Here is a 19,238-nt window from a genome sequence, read left to right on the forward strand (position 1 = left end):
ATTTTGGTGGTAACCGACAACGCGGAGGCTGCGTCATGGCCCAGACGATCCATCACTATTTCATTTTCGAAACCGCAGGCGGTTTCTGCGGCATATCCTGGAGCGACGCCGGTATCACCCGTTTTCAGCTGCCGACGAAGTCAGCGGAAGCGACCGAACGCCTGCTGCTGCGCCGCTTGCCGGAGGCCGAACCCGGCGCGCCGACGCCTGCGGTGCTCGAAACGGTCGCCGCCGTGAAGCGCTATTTTCAGGGCGAGGAAACGGATTTTTCCGGCGTCGAACTCGATCTTGCCGGGCAGGATGCCTTCTTCCGGGATATTTATGCGGCGGCAAGGCGTGTCGGCTGGGGCCGCACGACCACCTACGGCGCGCTGGCCAAGGAGCTTGGCGCCGGGCCGGAAGCCGCCCGCGACGTCGGCCAGGCGATGGCGAAGAACCCTGTCGCGCTGATCATTCCCTGCCACCGGGTGCTGGCGGCTGGCGGCAAGATCGGCGGCTTCTCCGCTCCCGGCGGTTCGTCGTCGAAGACCCGCATGCTGGAGCTCGAAGGCGTCAACCTCGCCCCGCCGCCGCCCGCCCAGCAATCGCTGGGGTTTTAGGCGTGACGGCAACTCAATGCGGGCTGGCCGTTGGCCGGATGATGATCTCGCTGACATCGACGTCATCGGGCTGGCTGACGGCATAGAGGATCGAATTGGCGATCGCCTCTGGGCTGATCGTCACCGCCCTGAAAGCTCTCATGGCGTCTCGCGCCGTCGGATCGGTGATCGTGTCGGCCAGTTCCGATGTCGTCGTGCCGGGAGAAATGACGGTCACGCGGATGCAATCGGTCTCCTGCCGCAGCCCGTCCGAAATCGCCCGCACCGCAAATTTCGTCGCGCAATAGACGGCGGCCGTTGGCGAGACGCTGTGGCCGCCGATCGAAGCCAGGTTGATGATCTGCCCGGATCCCTGCGCCTTCATGATCGGTAGGGCTGCGGCGATGCCATAGAGCACGCCCTTGATGTTGACATCGACCATCCGGTCCCACTCGTCGACCCTGAGGGCCGCAAGCGGCGAAAGCGGCATGACGCCGGCATTGTTGACCATGACGTCCAACCGGCCGAATTCGGATCTCGCAAAACCTGCAAAGGCATCAACCTCGGAACGGTCGGTGACGTCAAGTTTTCTCAGGCGCACGCTGCCGCCCCTGGATTCGATTTCGCCGGCGAGCGCCCGCAGCCGCTCGCTGCGGCGTGCGCCGATCACGATATGGGCGCCCGCGGCAGCCAGCACCCTTGCCGCGGCCTCTCCGATGCCGCTGCTGGCGCCGGTGATGGCAATGACTTTTCCTTCGATACCAGACATTTCAAGCTCCTTTTCAGGCTGAGGTTTCCTCGGGTGTGCGATCAACTGGGGAAATCGACGCTCAGCGTCGTCTCCGCCCAGGCGTCGAAATTTGCCCGCAGCGCGTCGAGCCGCTCGCGGGCGATCTTCAGGGCGGGTGCGCCGAGGAGCAGCCGCAGCGGCGGCTCCTCCGCCTCGAATGCCGATATGATCGCGGCTGCGGCACGCGCCGGATCGCCCGGCTGTTTGCCGGAGACCGAACGGGTGGCCTGGCGCCGCTTGCCCGATGTCTCGGCATAGTCGTCGATAACAGTCCTGGATTCGACCATCGATCGGCCGGCCCAGTCCGTGCGGAAGGCGCCGGGCTCGAGGATCGTCACATCGATGCCGAGTGGCTTGACCTCATGGGACAGCGATTCCGACAGGGCTTCGACCGCGAATTTGGTGGCGTGGTAATAGCCGGTGGCAGCGAAGGCGACGAGCCCGCCGAGCGAGGAGACGTTGAAGATGTGCCCCCGCCGGCGTGCCCGCATTCCCGGCAGGACCTGCCTGGTCACATCTATCAAGCCAAAGACGTTGGTCTCGAACTGGGCGCGGATCTCAGCATTCTCGCCCTCTTCGATCGCCGCGAGGTAGCCGTAGCCGGCATTGTTGACGAGCACGTCGATCGACCCGAAATGCGCCTCGGCATCATGAACCGCGCGGGCGACGGAGCGGCTGTCCGTCACATCGAGTGCGAGAGCAAGTGCGCGGTTTCCGTGTTCTGCCGTGAGATCGCTCAATGCCTCGGGTGTGCGCGCGGTTATGGCGGCGCGCCAGCCACGGGCGAGAACCGCTTCGGCAAGCGCCCGGCCGAGACCGGACGAAGCGCCTGTTATGAACCAGATGGGTGTGGTGGAAGACATGATCGTCATCCTTTCCGGCCGGAAACGGCCCTTATCCCGAGTGATGGGTTATTTGCGGCGAAGCACCATGCCGCCATGATGGAGAGTATCGCCGTCGACAAAATCGCCGTCGGCGGTGAAGCCGGTGTCGTCCCAGTATTCGATGTGGCTTCCGGTGACTTCGTAGCGGCCGCGATAGGCGCTTTCCCGGCTGCCGCGAGCTTCGTCATAACGGCCGTTGGCCAGAAGTTCGTGGCGCACACGGCCGTCATCCGTGACCCACATGCCGACGTAAGGATGGTGCTGCATGATGTTCTCGCTTGTTTGTTGACGCACGGATTGCCGGTCGTTGAGGGCATCCGCGGCCGACGAGCCGATCGCCGTACCGGCCAAGGTGGTTGCGGCAAAAATATGCAGAACAGGTCTCGCTGAAATGTTTCGCATCGGTCTTCCCTTCGAAAGAGGCCTGTGCATGAGCCTGCCTTGCCTGGCCTCGAGAGGAAGATAGTATCCTTGGTCGACGTGATTAAGTTGCCAATCGGAGATGCCTTGGTTAGAAATACTAACTAATGAGTGACGATCTCGAAGGCATCTCGGTCTTTCTCGCAGTGGCGGAAGCGCGCAACTTTCGTCTTGCCGGCGAGCGGCTCGGCGTCACCCGCTCCGCCGTCAGCCAGGCTTTGCAACGCCTGGAGGATCGCCTCGGCGTTGCGCTCGTGCAGCGCACGACACGCAGCGTCAGCCTGACCGAGGCCGGCGAAGTGTTCTTCGAGGCGGTTCGCCCATCGGTGCGGCAGGTCAGGGATGCGATGCAGACGGTGCGGGACATGCAGGCGCGCCCGAGCGGCCTGCTGAGGATCACCGTTTCCTCGATCGCCGAGAGTTTTCTATCGGGCACCTTGCTGGCCGGCTTCATCGAGGCCTGCCCTGAGATCAAACTCGATATCACCGTCACCGATGACGAATTCGATATCGTCGAGGCGGGCTTCGACGCCGGTGTCCGGCTGGGGGAAGTCATCGAGCAGGATATGATCGCGATCTCCGTCTCCGAGCCGCAGCGGCAATGCGCCGCCGCATCCCATGCCTACCTCGAGCGCCGCGGCCGTCCCCGCCATCCAAGCGAACTGCAGGACCATGCCTGCATCGGCTGGCGCCCGCGCCCGGATACCGCGCCCTATCGCTGGGAATTCACCGAGAATGATCGCGATTTCGACGTCTCCGTCGATCCCGCCGTCACGACCAACGACATGGGCATGATGATCCGCATGGCCTGCGCCGGCGCCGGCATCACATTCGGCATGGTGGAAACCTTTCAGCCCTATGTCGACCGCGGCGAACTCGTGCTGCTGCTGGAGGATTTCTGCCCGCCCTTTCCGGGCTTCTATCTCTATTATCCCAGGCGCCAGCGGCAGCCGCTGAAGCTGCGGGCGCTGGTGGACCATATCCGCGCCCCCGGCAGGCGGTAGATAGGGCCCGTCGCCGCGGCGGAAGACTGTCGGCTGCGGAAGTCCCTCTGCCGTCAGGCAAACCATTGCTGCAGAAGAACTATCCAGATTCGAATCCCGATGCCAGAGGCAGCCGCGGAGGCTGTGCGCATCGGTCGCTTATGCCGGACGGCCCGACAATCGCTAGAATGGGAGCTGTGCCCCGGCCCAAGGTTGCCGCTCGCACTCGGTTTTGGTATCCCCCAGAGGGAGACGGTAGCGCTCTGCCCCATTCCGTTGCCGGAGACCATATGCTGGAAGACGTCTTTTCCGTTCCGACCAGGGCCTTGATCCGCCAGGGCGGTCGGGCCTGTTTTTATCGCCTCGTCAATACGAGCCCCTTGCTGATCCAGGTGCAGTCGGGAACGAAGATCGTTATGGCGGATGATAAGGCTTTGCGCCTCGAGGCCGGCGCCTATGGCCTGCTGCCCGACTATCGGCCGTTGACGATGGAGAACATCCCCAAGGCGCCGCAGAAGTACCAGACCCTGGCGCTTCCTGTTCCGAGACAGCTTTTCGAGGACGCTTATCTCAGTATGGGATCGATCGCCGTTCCATCGCGGCCTGTCCCGGCAAGTGCCCCGAACCTGCCGGAGGAAGCGGCGGCATTGTTTGACTATTGCTGTCAGCCCGGCAATCTGACGAGGCTTCCCGGCGCCATTGCCAAGGCTCGCTTGATAGAGCTGATCACCTGGTTTGCGCTCAGTGGAGCGGTGCTGGGCCAATGCCAAAGTCCTCGGCTCGAGGATCGGCTGCGGCAGATGATTGAAAGTGATACGGCCTTCGATTGGACACTGGGGCAGGCGGCGCGCGCGTTCAACATGAGCGAAGCGACGCTCAGGCGTAAGCTGGCCGCCGAGAAGACAGGTTTCAGCGAGATCTTGAGCGATACAAGGATGAATCGCGCCCTGGCTCTCATTCAAACGACAACCTTGCCGATGGCGCAGGTGGCGCTCGAAGTCGGCTACGACTCGCCGTCGCAATTTTCGGCGCGGTTCAAAGAGCGCTTCGGCGTCAATCCGCGCCATGTGCGCAGCGGACCGGAGCACTTTGAGCGGATCGGGGCAGAAGTTGAGCGTAGCGGGGCAGATAGGCTCCCGGGCTGACGCTAGTTTTCCTGCATCACCAACCGCAGGAAAACAGCATGCGTCTCATAACAACAGTCCTTCTCGCCGCCTCCGTCTTCGGCGCCACGGCCGCTCAGGCGGAAATGAAGCTCACCTCTAGAGATTTGATCTCAGGCAAGCCCATGGCCGATGCGCAGGTCTTCAACGGCTTCGGCTGCACCGGCAAGAATATCTCGCCGGAACTGGTCTGGTCGGGTGCGCCTGATGGAACCAAGAGCTTCGCCGTCATGGCTTACGATCCGGACGCTCCGACCGGCTCGGGCTGGTGGCATTGGTCCGTCTTCAACATTCCCGCCGATGCCTCGAAGATCGCTACCGGGGCCAGCGGTGAGAAGAAGCTTCCTGCCGGAGCCGTGGAAGGCCGGACGGATTTCGGCGTATCCGGATATGGCGGCGCATGCCCGCCGACCGGCGATGCGCCGCACCATTACCAGTTCACCGTCTACGCGCTCTCGGTCGACAAGCTGCCGCTTCCCGATACCGCGCCGGGCGCCATGGTCGGCTACTATGTCAGGGCAAATACGCTCGACAAGGCCTCCGTCGAAGTCACTTACGGCCGCTGAAACCGGCCGGCCGGCGGGTCAGGCCGGCCGATAGATATTCGCCACCGCGCCGGAGAATAACGACAGGCCTTTGCCCAGCGCCACGGGGATCACAAGCAGAGCAAACTGATCGACCAGTCCCTGGCCGATCAGACTGCGGGCAAAGCTCACGCCGCCGTGAGCGATGATCGCGATGCAAAGCGCTTCTTTGCCGCTTCACTAAACGGCATGAACAGCGCGACAAGCGTTCCTTCCGGATCGCGGAACTGCACCGACCGATTGCCCCACGGCATCAGTTTAGGCTCATGAACAAGTTCGACCTTATCCTTCAGTCGGGCATATTCTGCGTCGACGTCGTCCACCATGAACTCGATGATCGCGGTTCGATTGGCGCCAGCCTCGGCACTGCCCTCTTTGAACAGCGGCACGGTTTCCACGCTGCCGATGGCGAGCGCCGCAGAAGGGGTGATGATCTCCGCGAAAACCGGCGCCAACCACTCGGCCGATTGTCCGGTGACCATTTCGTAGAAGCCGACCACAGCCTTGATATCACCGGCAATCAGCCGGGTTGAGGCAAATTTCATGACTTTTCCTTTCGAGAAGGCCGCGGACCTGCGCGCGGCATTGCTGCTTGTCGCACAGGCCTGTTGCCAGCATCATGGCAACAGGAGTCAACAGCAATGCGCAAAGCCGACCGTCTGTTTCAGATCATTCAGATCCTGCGCCGTACGACCCGGCCGGTGACTGCCGCGACAATGGCCGAGGAGATCGAAGTGTCCAGGCGCTCGGTGTACCGCGATATCACCGACCTGATCGGCCAAGGCGTCCCCATCGTCGGAGAGGCGGGCTTCGGTTATTTGCTCGACCCTGCCTATGACATGCCGCCTTTGATGCTGACGCCCGACGAGATCGAGGCGATCGTGCTTGGCGCACAATGGGTCGCCGCACGCGGCGATAAGGTGTTATCCGCAGCGGCGCAGGACGTAATGAGCAAGATTGCTGCTGTTATCCCTGAAAGACTGCGTCCCTATATCGTCGAGCCAAGCGTTGGAGCAAAGCCTAGCAGGGTCCCTCCGGCAGACACGGTCGACACGAACGAATTGCGCCGTGCGATCCGTGAAGATCGGAAGCTTCGCCTGCACTACCGATCCGATACCGGGGAGGAGACCGAGCGGGTCGTGTGGCCGATCATACTCGGTTACGGAGACGCAACGCGCTTGATTGTTGCCTGGTGCGAGTTGAGGCAAGATTTCCGTCACTTCCGAACCGACCGCATGATCAAGATAGAGGTGCTGCAGGCGAGCAACGGCCTAAGGAAGGGCGACCTGCTTCGCCGCTGGGAGCGATGGCGCGAGGAGCATCGCTCTCGGTCCGACCATTGATCATCGGGAGTCGCCGAGCAGCGGATGGCAGAATCGGACTTGGAAGGGGTGACGGCCGACGAGGCTGTCGATGCGCGCCGACCGCGCAATCTTGCTGAAAGCCCCATGTCTGGCTATATTACTGGAAATAAGCCGGAGGCTATCATGGGAAGTTCACAGAAGCGCGCGATCCAAAACTATCGATCCCGCCTTGGCGAGCGTGGTTTGGCGCGCTTCGAAGTGCTCGGCCGGGATGCCGATCGCGACCTTATCCGATCGCTCGCCCGACGCCTGTCGGAGGACACGCCTGAGGCTTCGGAGCTTCGCGCGGCTGTCAGCAAGTCGATCGCCGGCGAACCGCCGAAGCCTGGCGGAATTCTCGCCGCATTGCGTCGTTCACCGCTGGTCGACGCGGAACTCGATCTTTCCCGACCCCGTGAAGAGGGGCGCAAAGTCGACCTGTGACGCGCTTTCTTCTGGATACCAACATCCTCAGCAATATTGTCAAACCGCAGCCATCGGAATCGCTCCTGGCATGGATGTCGACACAACGCGACGAAGACTTGTTCATCGCCTCGCTGACCGTCGCCGAGATCCGCCGAGGCATTTTGGAGAAGCCAGGCGGCAAGAAACGCGACACTCTTGATAAGTGGTTTTCGGGGCGCGAAGGGCCGCAGGCGCTGTTTGCAGGCCGCATCCTGCCGTTCGACGACAAAGCGGGCCTGATCTGGGCGCGACTGATGGCGGAGGGGAAAGCGGCAGGAAAACCACGTAGCGGGCTCGACATGATTATCGCCGCTGTTGCCCATGCCAACGAGTGCGTGGTGGTAACGGATAATGAAAAGGATTTTGCCGGACTCCGGATCATCAATCCGATCCGTAGAACGACAGATTGACGCATAACTCCTCAAATGGGAATCGATTTGAGGAGTTATGCGGCAACTCCAAGTGTCACAGCGTCCCTTGCGCGTCTTTCAAACGCACGGTGCTTTGGCGCTGACAGCTGTGCTCATTCCCACTCAATCGTACCGGGCGGCTTCGACGTCACGTCATAAACCACGCGGTTGATGCCGCGCACCTCGTTGATGATGCGCGTTGCGGCGCGGCCGAGGAATTCCATGTCGTAATGGTAGAAATCCGCGGTCATCCCGTCGACGGAGGTGACGGCACGCAATGCGCAGACGAATTCGTAGGTGCGCCCGTCGCCCATGACGCCGACGGTCTGGACGGGCAGCAGCACGGCGAAGGCCTGCCAGATGGCGTCGTAGAGGCCGGCCTTGCGGATTTCGTCGAGATAGATCGCATCGGCCTCGCGCAGGATCTCCAGCTTTTCGCGGCTGATGCCGCCGGGGCAGCGGATCGCAAGGCCGGGGCCGGGGAAGGGGTGGCGGCCGATGAAGCTATCGGGCAGGCCGAGTTCGCGGCCGAGCGCGCGCACCTCGTCCTTGAAGAGTTCGCGCAGCGGCTCGACGAGCTGCATCTTCATGCGCTCCGGCAGGCCGCCGACATTGTGGTGCGATTTGATCGTCACCGACGGACCGCCGGTGAAGGAAACGCTCTCGATCACATCGGGATAGAGCGTGCCCTGGCCGAGGAAATCGGCGCCGCCGAGTTTCTTCGCCTCTTCCTCGAAGGTTTCGATGAACAGCCGACCGATGATCTTGCGCTTGGTTTCCGGGTCGGAAACGCCTTCGAGCTCGCCGATGAAACGGTCGGACGCGTCGACATGCAGGAGATGCAGATTGTAGTGCTCGCGGAACATGGCGACGACGTTGGCCGCCTCATCCTTGCGCATCAGCCCGTGGTCGACCAGGATGCAGGTCAGCTGGTCGCCGACCGCCTCGTGGATCAGCAGCGCGGCAACGGAGCTGTCGACGCCGCCCGAAAGCGCGCAGATGACGCGCTTGTCGCCCACCTGCTTGCGGATCTCGTCGACCGCCTTCTGGCGGTAGGCCGACATCGACCAGTCGCCTTTGATGCCGGCAATGTTGTGAATGAAGTTGCCGATCAGCTTGGCGCCGTCGGGCGTGTGCACGACCTCGGGATGGAATTGCACGCCGTAATATTTGCGCTTCTCGTCGGCGATGAAGGCGTAGGGCGCGTTGGAGGAGGTGGCGACCACCTCGAAACCGTCAGGCAGCGCCGTGACACGGTCGCCATGGCTCATCCAGACCTGATGGCGCGAACCGGAGGACCAGAGGCCCTCGAACAGCTGGCAGTCTTTGTCGACATCCAGGAAGGCGCGGCCGAACTCGCGGTGATGGCCGCTCTCGACCTTGCCGCCGAGCTGCATGCACATCGTCTGCTGGCCATAGCAGATGCCGAACACCGGCAGGCCGCTGTCGAAGATGATCTGCGGCGCTCGCGGCGACCCTTCATCCACCGTCGAAGCGGGGCTGCCGGACAGGATCACGGCTTTCGGCTGGAGGCGCTTGAAGCCCTCTTCGGCCGATTGGAAGGGAACGATCTCGCAATAGACGCCGGCCTCGCGCACGCGTCGTGCGATGAGCTGGGTCACCTGGCTGCCGAAATCGACGATGAGAACGGAGTCGGGATGTGCTGTCTGGGTCATGGCGAGGCTTTAATGAAAAGCGCTTCGCCTTGCAATCCGGGAAATCGGCGGCATCGGGTTTTTATTGTTCCGATTGTCCCCTCGCGCGCCGGGAAAGGCGCGCGGCCTTTAGGGCCTAGAACCAGAAAACCCCGTCCTCCAGCGCCGTGAACAGGCTGTCGACGCCGTAGGAGAGCTTGCGGTCGACGATGTGCAGATATTCGGTCCAGCCGGAGATGTGCTGCAGCTCGACTGCGCCGTCGGAAATACCGCGAAGACCGATCAATGGCAGTTTATAACCCTGGCAGGCGCGCAGCACCGCATAGGTCTCCATATCGACCATGTCGGCGTCGATGGCGCTGTAGGCAGCACCTGAAATGACATTGCCGCCGGTGGAAAGGCTTGCTTCGGCAATGCCGGGAATGCGCAGCGGCAGTTCAAGTGTTGCCGGCAGGTCGAGAAACGGTGTCCGGCCTTTTTCGAAGCCGAGCGGCGAAGCGTCCATGTCGCGGTAGGAAACCGAGGTTACCTGATAGATTTCGGTTTGCTCTAGTTTGGCGGAGCCGGCCGAGCCGAGGGAAACGACGAGATCCGGCAGGTCGTCGGCTGCATCCAGTCGCGACAGTGTCTTGGTCAGCGCCACCGCCGCTTCGACCGGGCCGACGCCGGTCATCAAAGGTTCGATGCGCGACCGCAGGAAGGGGCCGTATTCGGCCTCCGCCGCCATGACGAACAGCATGGATTTTCCCGCGACCGATTTCAGCTCGAACTTCATCCCGTAATTCCTTCTCTACCGCGGATCACCATCATCGTTCCGGTCATGGAGGCGATGAGTTTCGCCGGCCCGTCGCTGATCGCGTAGCCTCGCCCGTCGGCAACGATGATGGTGGAGCCGGGTTTGGTGATTTCCCCGCGAAACAGGAAACGATCGCCACGCCCCGGCGACATGAGATTGACCTTGAACTCGATCGTCAGGATCGAGGCTTCCGGGTCGATGACGCTGTAGGCGGCAAAGCCGCAGGCCGAATCGAGCGCTGCAGAAATGATGCCCGCATGCAGGATGCCGTGCTGCTGTGTCAGTTTGACGTCGAAGGGAAGCTCGATCTCGACGACACCGTGCTCGACGCGCGTCAGCTCCGCGCCGATCGTTTCCATCGCCGCCTGGCGCGCAAAATTGCGGCGGATTCGCGCGCGGAAATCGCCCCTGTCAGTCTCGCTCATGTCTGCCCCTCTTGCAGCCGGGAAAGTGGCATGGCGGGCCGGATTCGACAAGCTGCACATTGCTGAAATCGGTTTCGGTGCCGATGGAAAGCCGCGGCCGTGTCGCCGGGGCAACCTTTCGCCTTTCCGTCGCCATGCAAACCGGTGATAAGCCGGTGATGCAAGCCGGTGCGAAGACGATTGCAGCTTCGCGCCCGGCGCGTATTCTCCGCGTCCTGTCTCGAAAGAATGGAGCGCCGGCGCATGACGACGATATCGCAATCGGTCCGGCATTTCGAGACCTGGCTGGCCGATGAGCTCGGCGGCGACCTCGTCAAGGAGGATCTTCTAGAGAAGCACGAGAAGATGCGCAGCGGCGGCTTCGTCTTCCTGCGCGCCACCTATTGGCGCTGGTGCGAGATCATCCTCGATATCTGCCCGGAACTTGGCCGCGCGCCGGAGGTGCTGGCGATCGGCGATACGCATCTGGAGAATTTCGGCACCTGGCGCGATGCCGAAGGCCGGCTCGTCTGGGGCGTCAATGATTTCGACGACGCGGCGATGATGCCCTATGCGCTGGATCTCGTCCGTCTTGCGGCAAGCGCCGTGCTGGCCCGTGGCGACGACGGTCCCTCGGTGCGGATGATAAGCGAGACGATCCTCAGCGGCTATCTCAGGGGCCTTGAAAATCCGCTGCCCGTCATCCTCGAACGCGATCACAAATGGCTGCGCAAGGCGCTGATGCTGCCGAATTCCGAGCGCCGGGAATTTTGGGAGAAATACGAAATGCTGCCTCCTGGCAAGGAGTCGCCGCCATCAGCCTATGTCAAGGGGCTCGCGGCTGCACTGCCGTCCGGCTCGGGACCTTTCGTGGCGAAGCCACGCAGCGGCGGCACCGGCAGCCTCGGTCGGCCGCGTTTCGTCGCCTATGCGGAATGGCAGGGCGGGCCGGTGCTGCGTGAGGCCAAGGCGCTGCTGCCGTCAGCCTGGTCGCTTCGCCACAGACCTGAGGACGTGGCGATCCATGCGGGAGAGATCGCCAATGGGCGGGCGCGGTGCGCCGATCCGCACTACCAGGTTTCCGGCCGCATCCTCGTTCGCCGGCTCTCGCCGAACAGCTGTAAGATCGAAATCGACCGGCACCCCGAAATCCTGCTTTCGCCGACGATGCTCGAGCTGATGGGTTTCGAGATCGCCAATTGCCATTCCAACGATGCGGCGGCGGTCGCCGTGATCCTCCGCGATATCAAGGCACGGGGAAACGAATGGCTGCATGAGGCGGCAAGAGCCGCGGCCTCAAGCATCAGTGCCGAGCAGAAGGCCTATTCTCACGCCGACTAGATCCGCACGATATGCTGATCCCAGGCGACGTCACTGCGGGTCGACAGGAAATCGCCGTCATAGGTGGAGACGGCAAAGCCGCTTTTTGCCGGCGCGATGCCGGCCGCGTCCGGAACGCTGGTCTCGGCCAGCACCTTGCCCGTCCTTGCATCGATGGTCACGGAGGTGCCGCCCTTCGGCGAGGTAATGCCGACGATGCCCTCGCTGCGATTGACGGCAATCGCTCCGACGTAATTGGCAAGCCTGCGCGTCGTCTCCTCCGGCAGGTCGATGAAGGAAAGATCTTCGCCCTTGGCGAAATGGCCGACGAGCGGCGGCAGGTCCTTGCGGTGGCCTTCGTACTGGCAGGCAAACCAGATGCGGCCCTTGTCGTCGAGATCGACGTGGCGGGTGGAAAGCTCCGCCCATTGCGCCGGCAGCACATGTTTTTCGATGAGCGCCCCGGTCGCCGCGTCGACCAGCACCAGTGACGGCTGCATCTCCCCGAGATTGAGCTTGGTGCGGCCGAAATCCGGATGCGTCTCGATGCCGCCATTGGCGACGATCAGAAGGCGTCCGTCGTCGGAAACCGTCATGTCGTGCGGGCCGATGCCGTAGGTCTCGAATTCGCCGATGCGGGTGAAGCGGTTGCTGGCGTCGTAGATGCCGATCATGCCGCGATTGCCGTCGAAGTCGTTCTCGCTGGCATAGAGAAAACGACCGTCGGGAGAAAAAGCGCCGTGACCGTAGAAATGCCGGTCTTCCCTGGCGCTGATGACGATCGGCTCGCTTTTGTGCCAGGGGTCGAAGATCATCGCATAAGTGCCGGGCCGGCGGGCGAAGGCGACGGTCCTGCCGGTGGCGGCGCTGAAGGCCATGCCGTGGGCCCGGGCGGGAAGCTTGACCTGATCGACGATCTCGCCGCGCTCGGTCACGGTGGCGACGGCAAAGGAGCCGTCGGCCGCCCGAATGCCCGAGGCATAGACTGCGTCCGCCCGCTCCAAAGCCATCAGCGACTTCGGCGCCAAACTCGCGAGGAAGCCGAGTCCGGCCGCCCTGACGAAATCGCGTCGGCTGATCGCAGCTGTCCGTATCATCGTTTCAGTCCCCGTCAGAAAAGGAAAAGCCGGCCGAAAGGCCGACAGCCGCGCCATACTCATCGCTGATCCGGGTAATCAGATCACGGCTTTCGGCCAAAAGCGTGTCGAGCTTGGCCTTTTCCGCATCGCTGACGGCGGCGTCAATATCGGGATTGAGTTTCGGCACGCTGTCGAGCAGCGATTTGAAATCCTCGTCGATCGAAGCGGCGACCGCCTGTTTGTCCGCTGGCAGAAGCTCGGCCATGCCGGCCTTCTGCCAGAGCGTGCGCAGCCCCTCCAGATTGGCGGCCATCGATTTCCAGGTATTTTTCGAGCGCCAGTAAATCGCCATGCGCGGACGCGGCGGCGTATCCTTGCCCTTGTAGAACTGTTCGAGCCGCTGGTCGCGGACATTCTCCGCGCCGTGGACGAGAATGCCGAGCAGCGCGGTCACAGCCTCCTTGTTGTCCATGAATTCATCGCTCTGCGGGCCGGGATGTTTCCAGCTCGCCTGCACGCCGTCGGGCTTTTCCCAGGCGGCGACGACTTCGCCGGCCTCACGCTGGATATTGCCGGCGACCGCGGCGCCGTAAAGGCAGCGGAAGCCGCCCTTCTGCTTGATCAGATCGTCGGAGCCTTTGCCGTAAAGCACGTATTCCAGCGCCGTCAGGCCCTGCAGCGCCACGCTCTTGCCGGCGATCGCATCGACCGTCGCATCCTTCGGGTCGGCCTTGGCGATCAGCGCCTGCACCTGCTTCAGGCCGACGCCCTTGCGGTCCGGGTAGAACAGGATGTGCTCGAAGAGATTGTCCTGGATGACAGGCCCGGTCTGGACGATTTCGATGATCGACCAGTAGCGGATCGTATCGTCGAAGGCCGATTTCGCCTTGTCGAGCGTCTGCTGGGTGCCGCCGTCGCAAAGATCCTTCATCGCCGTCGTCAGCCGGGCGGCCGATTGCTGCATGTTGCGGTAGCCCGGGCGGATCACCTCGTCGACGGCGCGCTGCATGACGGCGGGAACGGCATCCTCGTTCAGCCCTGCCGGAGGAGCGGCGGTCTGGGCGGCCGCTGATGTGGCGAGGCCGATCAGAGTGAGGCAGAGCAGGGGGTGCCAAAGGCGCATCAAAGTGACTCCAGGAATGTAATCAGGGCCTCCCTGTCGTCTTTCGACAGGGAGGAGAAAGCGTTGCGGGCCTTGTCAGCTTCGCCGCCGTGCCAAAGGATCGCCTCGGTGAGATTCCGCGCACGGCCGTCATGCAGGAAAAAGCTGTGTCCGCTGACAGTCCGGGTCAGTCCTATACCCCATAGCGGTGGCGTGCGCCATTCACGTCCGCTTGCAAGGCCGACCTGTTGCCCGTCGGCAAGCCCGTCGCCCATATCGTGCAGGAGAAAATCGGAATAGGGCCAGATCAGCTGGAAGGACTGCACCTTGTCGGGTGAATCCCGGCGGGTGACGAATTTCGGCACATGGCAGGAAATGCAGCCGCTTTCATAGAAGATCCGCTTGCCCTTCAGCGTCTCGGGAAAGCTCGCCTTGCGGCGCGAGGGAACGGCAAGGTTTTCGGAATAGAAGGTCACGAGGTCGAGAATGGGACCGGGCGCTTCTTGCTCGCCCAGCCGTTTCTGCACGCCGGTCGGCATCTCGAGGCATTTCTCCTCCGCCTTGGTGCAATCGCCATGCGCGTCCGGATGGTCGGGTGTCGAGATGCCGATATCATTGGCGAAGGCATCGGCATTCTGGTCGCGGACCGTGGCGTTCTGCGCCTTCCAGCCGAAGCGGCCGAGCGCGATCTTGCCGCTGCGGTGGTCGCGGACGATCGCCGCCTTGCCGGAAATGCCGTCGCCATCGGCATCCTCAGGGTCGGCATGGGCAAGGATATCGGCTTCGGGAATCGCCTCGATCAGCCCGAGGCCGATCATCGCCGGGGCGACACGCGCCGAGATCGTCGTCGCGGCATCGAGCGGTCCGTAGGCAAGGTTCGTGGCCGCATAATGCGGCCGGCGCAGCGACACGGTCTCGCCGTCGCCGAGTGTCACCGTCTCCTCATCGTAGCGGATCGCCATCCGGCCCTCGGCGGCAAGGCCGGGTACGGCAAGATCCTGCAGCTGATGGCCATAGACCGGATCGGGGAAATTGAGGACATCTGCGCTTGCGATCGCCTTTTCTTCCTCCGCCGTCCCGGCTGCACGGGAAAGCCGCAGGAACATCGAGACGGCGCTTGGGCCTCCCTCCGGCGGTTTGCCGCGGCCGTCATTGACGTGACAGCTCATGCAGGAGCGGGCGTTGAAGAGCGGGCCGAGGCCATCGGAGGCCTGCGTCGAAGACGGCGAGGAAACCCAGAGCTTGCGGAAAAGCGCATTGCCGAGCTTGAAATTCTGCTCTTCCTCGAAGGGGATATTGGCCGAAATATGCGAGAAACTGTCTTCGGTAACCGGATCGATCGAGGTCGTCGCACCCGCCTGCATCGCTTCGTATTGCTCGGCCTTGGAAAAATCCCTGGTCGGCCGGGTGACGTCGGCGACACGTGTCAGATCGGCGTCGGAGAGGTCGGTGCGTGTCGTCGGCAGATCGAAACCGGCGGCGATCGTTGCGGAAAAACCGGCAAGCGTGGCGCAGAGCGCTGCGCGGGCGATCAATCGGCGGGCCGGGGCATGCGACATTTCAGGGTTCGGGCCGCTCCGTCATCGAAGCGGCCCGCCTTTTTGCTTATTTGAAGACGGCGTTAGGATTATCCAAGCTGTCGGAACCTTCAAGCTGAACCGTGCCGAGATCGAGTGCGGCAATAACGCGCTGTACCGATTTCGTCTGGTCGATCAGCCCGTCGATGGCGGCCTGGACGACGGCATTGCCTTCCTTGTTGCCCTCGCCGATCATCTGGTCGTACTTCTCGACCGTCTCGCCGCGCTTCGCCATGGCGTTCATCGCGTCGAGCGTCTTGTTGAGCTTGCCTTCCATCTCGGCATCGAGCGCCTTGTCCTTGGCGGCCACCAGATCGTGCAGCGACGGGCCGCTGAGCTTGGTGCCGTCGACGCGGGTATAGTTGCCGGTATAGGCGGCGGCGATGCCGATCGCGTCGTTCAGATGCGAGTTGTAGGTATTGTCGGAGAAGCAATCATGCTCTTCCTCAGGGTCGTGCAGCAGCAGGCCGAGCTTCATGCGCTCGCCGGCAAGCTCGCCATAGGAGAGCGAACCCATGCCAGTCAGGATCGCAACCAGACCGGCCTTCGCGTCGGCTTCGACATTTTTCGTCGCAGCGCCGTCCGCCTTCCAGTTGTCGGTCATTTCCTGCAGGTCGGAAACCAGCAGGGTGGAGGCGGATTTCAGATATTCGGCGCGGCGGTCGCAATTGCCGTGCGTGCAGTTCTTGAGGTCGTAATCGGTTGCCGGGCGGTCACCGGCGCCGGGTCCCGTGCCGTTCAGATCCTGGCCCCAGAGCAGGAATTCGATGGCGTGGTAGCCGGTCGCGACATTGGCTTCGATGCCGCCGGCCTCGGCAAGCGTGCCGGAGAGGAATTCCGGCGTCAGCTTGGAGGCGTCGACATCCTTGCCGTCGATCTTGATCGTCTTGTTGGCGATGACATTGGCGACATACAGCGAATTTTCGTCGCTCTCGGTGCCGTAGGAGGGATCTACATAGTCGATCAGGCCTTCATCGAGCGGCCATGCATTGACCTTGCCTTCCCAGTCGTCGACGATCGGATTGCCGAAGCGATAGACTTCCGTCTGCTGATAGGGAACGCGCGCCTTGATCCAGGCGTCCCGGGCGGCCTTCAGCGTCTCGTTGGTGGGCGCCTTCAGGAAGGCGTCGATCGCGGCGTCGAGCGCCTTCGCCGTTGTCAGCGAGTCTTCGTATTTCGCATGCGCCACCTCGGCATAATGTTTGACCACGGCGGCGGCATCGGTTTCGGCATGCGCGGGAAGGGCGAGCAGGGCGGCGGGGGCAATCGCCAGCACGGCTGCGCGGAATGTATTGAGCTTCATGATCCTCTCCTGTGACGGATCTTCCGTCTAAATCGGGCTCCGTCTCTTCGCGCAAAAGCAAACTGGTGTCAAACACTCTAGTTTGGAATGATTTTAAGATGAGCGCTTGCTGCAAGATCGACTCTTTCGCAGCACATTTGCCCGAAAAACCGGCGGAATTCGCGGCTCTCGTTCACCTCGAAGTGCGTCTGGCGCCCTCAGCCCTTGCGCTGCATGCGGCAGAAGAAGAAGCCGTCCGTGTCGGTAGAAGCAGGCGTCAGCGTCACCGTCAGCCCGTCGGAAGAGTGCGGGCGCGGGGCGTCTTTGCCGAACAGGCCATCCCAGGCGGGCAGGGCGCTGACGATCTGGAAATCGGGATTGTCGGCCGTGAAGCGGCGCACCTGTTCCTCGTTCTCCTGGGGCAGCACCGAGCAGGTGACGTAGATCAGCTCGCCGCCCGGTTTGACGAAGCCGCTTGCCTGCGCCAGCGCGTCCTGCTGCTGGGCGGTGCGCTCGTCGAGGTTCTTCGCCGTCAGCCGCCATTTCGTGTCCGGCCGGCGGCGCCATGTGCCGGTGCCGGTGCAGGGCGCGTCGACCAGCACCTTGTCGCAGCGCCCGGCAAGGCCCGAAAGGCCCCTGGGGTCGTCATGCACCTGGACATTGCGGGTGCCCGCCCGCTTCAGCCGCTCGATGATCGGCGCCAGCCGTTTGCGGTCGGCGTCATAGGCGTGAACCTGTCCCTTGTTCTGCATGGCGGCCGCCATGGCGAGCGTCTTGCCGCCGCCGCCGGCGCAATAGTCGAGAACCTGGTCGCCCTCCTTGGCGAGCACCAGGTCGGCGACGATCTGCGATCCCTCGTCCTGAACTTCGAACCAGCCTTTCTGGAACGAAAGCTCGGCCGTCACGTTGGGTAGGCGCGAGGCGCCTTCGCCGGCGGCAATGCGGATACCGTAGCGGGCGATCTTCGCCGCCTGCGCGCCGGCTCTTTCGAGCGCCTTGACGGCCTTGTCGCGGGAGGACTTCAAAATGTTGGCGCGCAGATCAAGCGTCGGTCGCGCCGCGAGCGCCTGTGCCTCGGCAAGCCAGCCGGCGCCGAAGGCCTGTTCGAGGGAGGGTTGGACCCATTCGGGAATATCGCCGCGGATATGCGGCGGCGCGTCGTCGAGGAGGCGGTTTGCAAAGGCGTCCGCGGCATCGGCGCTCAGCGGCGCCGGCGCGAATTTGTCGTCCGCCAGTTCGGCGGCAAGACTGTCGGGTGTGAAACCCCATTGGCGGAACATGACGGCGTGGGCAATGGCTGCGGCACTGTCATCGTCCATCAGCCAGGCATGGGAAAGCCGCATGCGCAGGGCGTCATAGACGATGTTGCCGATCGCGGCACGATCGCCGGAACCGGCGAAACGGTGCGCAAGGCCCCAGTCCTTCAGCGCGTCGGCGACGGGCCGCTTGCGGGCATCGATATCCGCGAGCACAGAAATCGCCCCTTCGAGGCGGCCGCCCAGACGCATTCACAAGTCTCCTGTTGCCATGCCTGCGAAGGATCCCGTCCGCCGCGACAGTCGCGGGATGGATTGTTCGCAAGTCTCAACCGCGTGGTAACCGCGATTGACGGCAAGAGCAAGCGCCGCTGACGGCGCAGCCAGTTGCTAAGCCTCAGCTGACCACCTCGGCTGCCAGCTTTTAGCTGATCACCTCGGTTGTCAGCTTTAGCTGATCACCTGGTAGCAGACCTTCGCCGTGCCGGAGCTCACCATGCCGATGTTCTGCGCCGCTGCGCGCGACAGGTCGATCACCCGGCCGCGGATGAACGGACCGCGATCGTTGATGCGAACGACGACGGTGCGGCCATTGTTGCGGTTGGTGACCTTAACCTTGGTGCCGAAGGCAAGCGAACGATGCGCGGCAGTCAAGATGGCAGGGTTCATACGTTCCCCGGAAGCAGTTTTGGAGCGAAGTGCGTACCATGAAGCACCGCCGCAGCCATTTCCAGCAAAACTCTCCGCCGGAAGCAAGGAAGAGCAGGCTGCAATAGTTACGGCAGCGATAATAGAACGACGTATTTTCTTCAAAACAGAGTATCCCTCAACTATTGAACTCAACGCCTCTGCAGGCGGCGGGGCTTAAATCTGTTAAAAAGTGGCGAAAAAGTGCCGCACCAGTTCACGGAATATTACAATCTGTAACATTCGTGAGGCCATTGATAAAATATGAGAATTTGCCGCGTGCGGCAAAATGTGGAAAAAACGCAATGAAATCAGCTAAAATTCAAATGATTTTTCCGAAGAAATTTTAAACTTCCCAGCCTTCACAAAAATCACGAAATATTTTTTCGAGCTTTGCCATATTCGCTGCCACATTTGCGCAAATTCAAAGGCCGTTAACCATGATATGCGGCGAGAATTG

Annotated in this window: 22 protein-coding genes; 8 read left to right on the forward strand and 14 right to left on the reverse strand. The window is 62.5% G+C overall.

The window, feature by feature from the left end; all coding sequences use genetic code 11:
• Nucleotides 1–35 precede the first annotated feature (35 nt).
• Nucleotides 36–599, forward strand: a complete 564-nt coding sequence (locus tag BBJ66_RS01400; protein WP_071084959.1) for a methylated-DNA--[protein]-cysteine S-methyltransferase — start codon at nt 36–38, stop codon at nt 597–599.
• 13 nt (nt 600–612) lie between these two features.
• Here the strand turns inward: BBJ66_RS01400 and BBJ66_RS01405 are convergent, their stop codons facing one another.
• From BBJ66_RS01405 to BBJ66_RS32810, 3 genes are read right to left on the reverse strand one after another with little or no spacing between them, the layout of a single operon-like run.
• A complete protein-coding gene (locus tag BBJ66_RS01405; RefSeq protein ID WP_049735634.1) occupies nt 613–1,347 on the reverse strand; it encodes an SDR family oxidoreductase in 735 nt (244 codons plus the stop codon).
• A 41-nt stretch (nt 1,348–1,388) separates the two neighbouring features.
• On the reverse strand, nt 1,389–2,240 hold the full coding sequence (locus BBJ66_RS01410; RefSeq protein WP_190238043.1) for an oxidoreductase: 852 nt from the start codon (nt 2,238–2,240) through the stop codon (nt 1,389–1,391).
• A gap of 39 nt (nt 2,241–2,279) precedes the next feature.
• The gene (locus BBJ66_RS32810) at nt 2,280–2,654 is read right to left on the reverse strand and encodes an Atu4866 domain-containing protein (RefSeq protein WP_083335505.1); all 375 of its coding nucleotides are present in this window, start codon (nt 2,652–2,654) and stop codon (nt 2,280–2,282) included.
• Nucleotides 2,655–2,779: 125 nt separating this feature from the next.
• Here BBJ66_RS32810 and BBJ66_RS01420 point away from each other — a divergent pair, with 125 nt between their 5' ends.
• The 3 genes from BBJ66_RS01420 (at nt 2,780) to BBJ66_RS01430 (ending at nt 5,384) form a co-directional block, all read left to right on the forward strand.
• On the forward strand, nt 2,780–3,676 hold the full coding sequence (locus tag BBJ66_RS01420) for a LysR family transcriptional regulator (protein ID WP_071084455.1): 897 nt from the start codon (nt 2,780–2,782) through the stop codon (nt 3,674–3,676).
• A 269-nt stretch (nt 3,677–3,945) separates the two neighbouring features.
• On the forward strand, nt 3,946–4,800 hold the full coding sequence (locus tag BBJ66_RS01425) for a helix-turn-helix domain-containing protein (RefSeq protein WP_071084456.1): 855 nt from the start codon (nt 3,946–3,948) through the stop codon (nt 4,798–4,800).
• Nucleotides 4,801–4,838: 38 nt separating this feature from the next.
• The gene (locus tag BBJ66_RS01430) at nt 4,839–5,384 is read left to right on the forward strand and encodes a YbhB/YbcL family Raf kinase inhibitor-like protein (protein WP_071084458.1); all 546 of its coding nucleotides are present in this window, start codon (nt 4,839–4,841) and stop codon (nt 5,382–5,384) included.
• An 18-nt stretch (nt 5,385–5,402) separates the two neighbouring features.
• On the opposite strand, the gene BBJ66_RS32815 is transcribed toward BBJ66_RS01430, so the two are convergent.
• Together BBJ66_RS32815 and BBJ66_RS01435 are read right to left on the reverse strand one after the other, a co-directional pair.
• The gene (locus BBJ66_RS32815; protein ID WP_244471372.1) at nt 5,403–5,534 is read right to left on the reverse strand and encodes a hypothetical protein; all 132 of its coding nucleotides are present in this window, start codon (nt 5,532–5,534) and stop codon (nt 5,403–5,405) included.
• Complete coding sequence (locus BBJ66_RS01435) at nt 5,531–5,947, reverse strand: VOC family protein (protein ID WP_071084460.1); 417 nt, start codon at nt 5,945–5,947, stop codon at nt 5,531–5,533. Before BBJ66_RS01435 ends, BBJ66_RS32815 begins: the two co-directional genes overlap by 4 nt.
• Nucleotides 5,948–6,043: 96 nt before the next feature.
• On the opposite strand from BBJ66_RS01435, the gene BBJ66_RS01440 reads away from it, so the two are divergent.
• The 3 genes from BBJ66_RS01440 to BBJ66_RS01450 all read left to right on the forward strand — a co-directional run bounded on the left by BBJ66_RS01440 (nt 6,044) and on the right by BBJ66_RS01450 (nt 7,620).
• On the forward strand, nt 6,044–6,745 hold the full coding sequence (locus tag BBJ66_RS01440; protein ID WP_071084462.1) for a helix-turn-helix transcriptional regulator: 702 nt from the start codon (nt 6,044–6,046) through the stop codon (nt 6,743–6,745).
• A 144-nt stretch (nt 6,746–6,889) separates the two neighbouring features.
• Nucleotides 6,890–7,189, forward strand: coding sequence for a hypothetical protein (locus BBJ66_RS01445; RefSeq protein WP_049730797.1), 300 nt, complete (start codon nt 6,890–6,892; stop codon nt 7,187–7,189).
• Nucleotides 7,186–7,620 carry a type II toxin-antitoxin system VapC family toxin gene (locus BBJ66_RS01450; protein WP_071084464.1) on the forward strand — a complete coding sequence of 145 codons (435 nt, stop codon included), beginning with the start codon at nt 7,186–7,188 and terminating at the stop codon, nt 7,618–7,620. Before BBJ66_RS01445 ends, BBJ66_RS01450 begins: the two co-directional genes overlap by 4 nt.
• Before the next feature lie 113 nt (nt 7,621–7,733).
• Here the strand turns inward: BBJ66_RS01450 and guaA are convergent, their stop codons facing one another.
• The 3 genes from guaA to BBJ66_RS01465 form a co-directional block, all read right to left on the reverse strand.
• Complete coding sequence (gene guaA / locus BBJ66_RS01455) at nt 7,734–9,296, reverse strand: glutamine-hydrolyzing GMP synthase (RefSeq protein ID WP_038686329.1); 1,563 nt, start codon at nt 9,294–9,296, stop codon at nt 7,734–7,736.
• A 115-nt stretch (nt 9,297–9,411) separates the two neighbouring features.
• A complete protein-coding gene (locus BBJ66_RS01460) occupies nt 9,412–10,050 on the reverse strand; it encodes a 5'-methylthioadenosine/S-adenosylhomocysteine nucleosidase (protein WP_049730780.1) in 639 nt (212 codons plus the stop codon).
• Nucleotides 10,047–10,496, reverse strand: coding sequence for a PaaI family thioesterase (locus BBJ66_RS01465; RefSeq protein ID WP_003544704.1), 450 nt, complete (start codon nt 10,494–10,496; stop codon nt 10,047–10,049). The genes BBJ66_RS01460 and BBJ66_RS01465 overlap by 4 nt, the downstream gene beginning before the upstream one ends.
• Nucleotides 10,497–10,739: 243 nt before the next feature.
• Here BBJ66_RS01465 and BBJ66_RS01470 point away from each other — a divergent pair, with 243 nt between their 5' ends.
• Nucleotides 10,740–11,816 (forward strand): DUF2252 family protein, encoded by a 1,077-nt coding sequence (locus BBJ66_RS01470; protein WP_071084965.1) that lies wholly within the window; start codon nt 10,740–10,742, stop codon nt 11,814–11,816.
• Here the strand turns inward: BBJ66_RS01470 and BBJ66_RS01475 are convergent.
• The 6 genes from BBJ66_RS01475 to BBJ66_RS01500 all read right to left on the reverse strand — a co-directional run bounded on the left by BBJ66_RS01475 (nt 11,813) and on the right by BBJ66_RS01500 (nt 18,904).
• Nucleotides 11,813–12,892, reverse strand: a complete 1,080-nt coding sequence (locus BBJ66_RS01475; protein ID WP_071084466.1) for a DUF1513 domain-containing protein — start codon at nt 12,890–12,892, stop codon at nt 11,813–11,815. The genes BBJ66_RS01470 and BBJ66_RS01475 overlap by 4 nt on opposite strands.
• 4 nt (nt 12,893–12,896) lie before the next feature.
• Nucleotides 12,897–13,997: an imelysin family protein gene (locus tag BBJ66_RS01480; RefSeq protein WP_071084468.1), complete on the reverse strand. Its 1,101-nt coding sequence runs from the start codon at nt 13,995–13,997 to the stop codon at nt 12,897–12,899.
• Complete coding sequence (locus BBJ66_RS01485) at nt 13,997–15,535, reverse strand: di-heme oxidoreductase family protein (RefSeq protein WP_071084470.1); 1,539 nt, start codon at nt 15,533–15,535, stop codon at nt 13,997–13,999. Before BBJ66_RS01485 ends, BBJ66_RS01480 begins: the two co-directional genes overlap by 1 nt.
• Before the next feature lie 46 nt (nt 15,536–15,581).
• Nucleotides 15,582–16,856: an imelysin family protein gene (locus tag BBJ66_RS01490; protein ID WP_071084472.1), complete on the reverse strand. Its 1,275-nt coding sequence runs from the start codon at nt 16,854–16,856 to the stop codon at nt 15,582–15,584.
• Nucleotides 16,857–17,053: 197 nt separating this feature from the next.
• A complete protein-coding gene (locus BBJ66_RS01495; RefSeq protein ID WP_071084474.1) occupies nt 17,054–18,343 on the reverse strand; it encodes an RsmB/NOP family class I SAM-dependent RNA methyltransferase in 1,290 nt (429 codons plus the stop codon).
• A gap of 198 nt (nt 18,344–18,541) precedes the next feature.
• Nucleotides 18,542–18,904 carry a septal ring lytic transglycosylase RlpA family protein gene (locus BBJ66_RS01500; RefSeq protein WP_049730775.1) on the reverse strand — a complete coding sequence of 121 codons (363 nt, stop codon included), beginning with the start codon at nt 18,902–18,904 and terminating at the stop codon, nt 18,542–18,544.
• Nucleotides 18,905–19,238 lie beyond the last annotated feature (334 nt).

Source organism: Rhizobium sp. RSm-3 (genome assembly GCF_001854685.1).
Lineage (GTDB): Bacteria > Pseudomonadota > Alphaproteobacteria > Rhizobiales > Rhizobiaceae > Rhizobium > Rhizobium ecuadorense.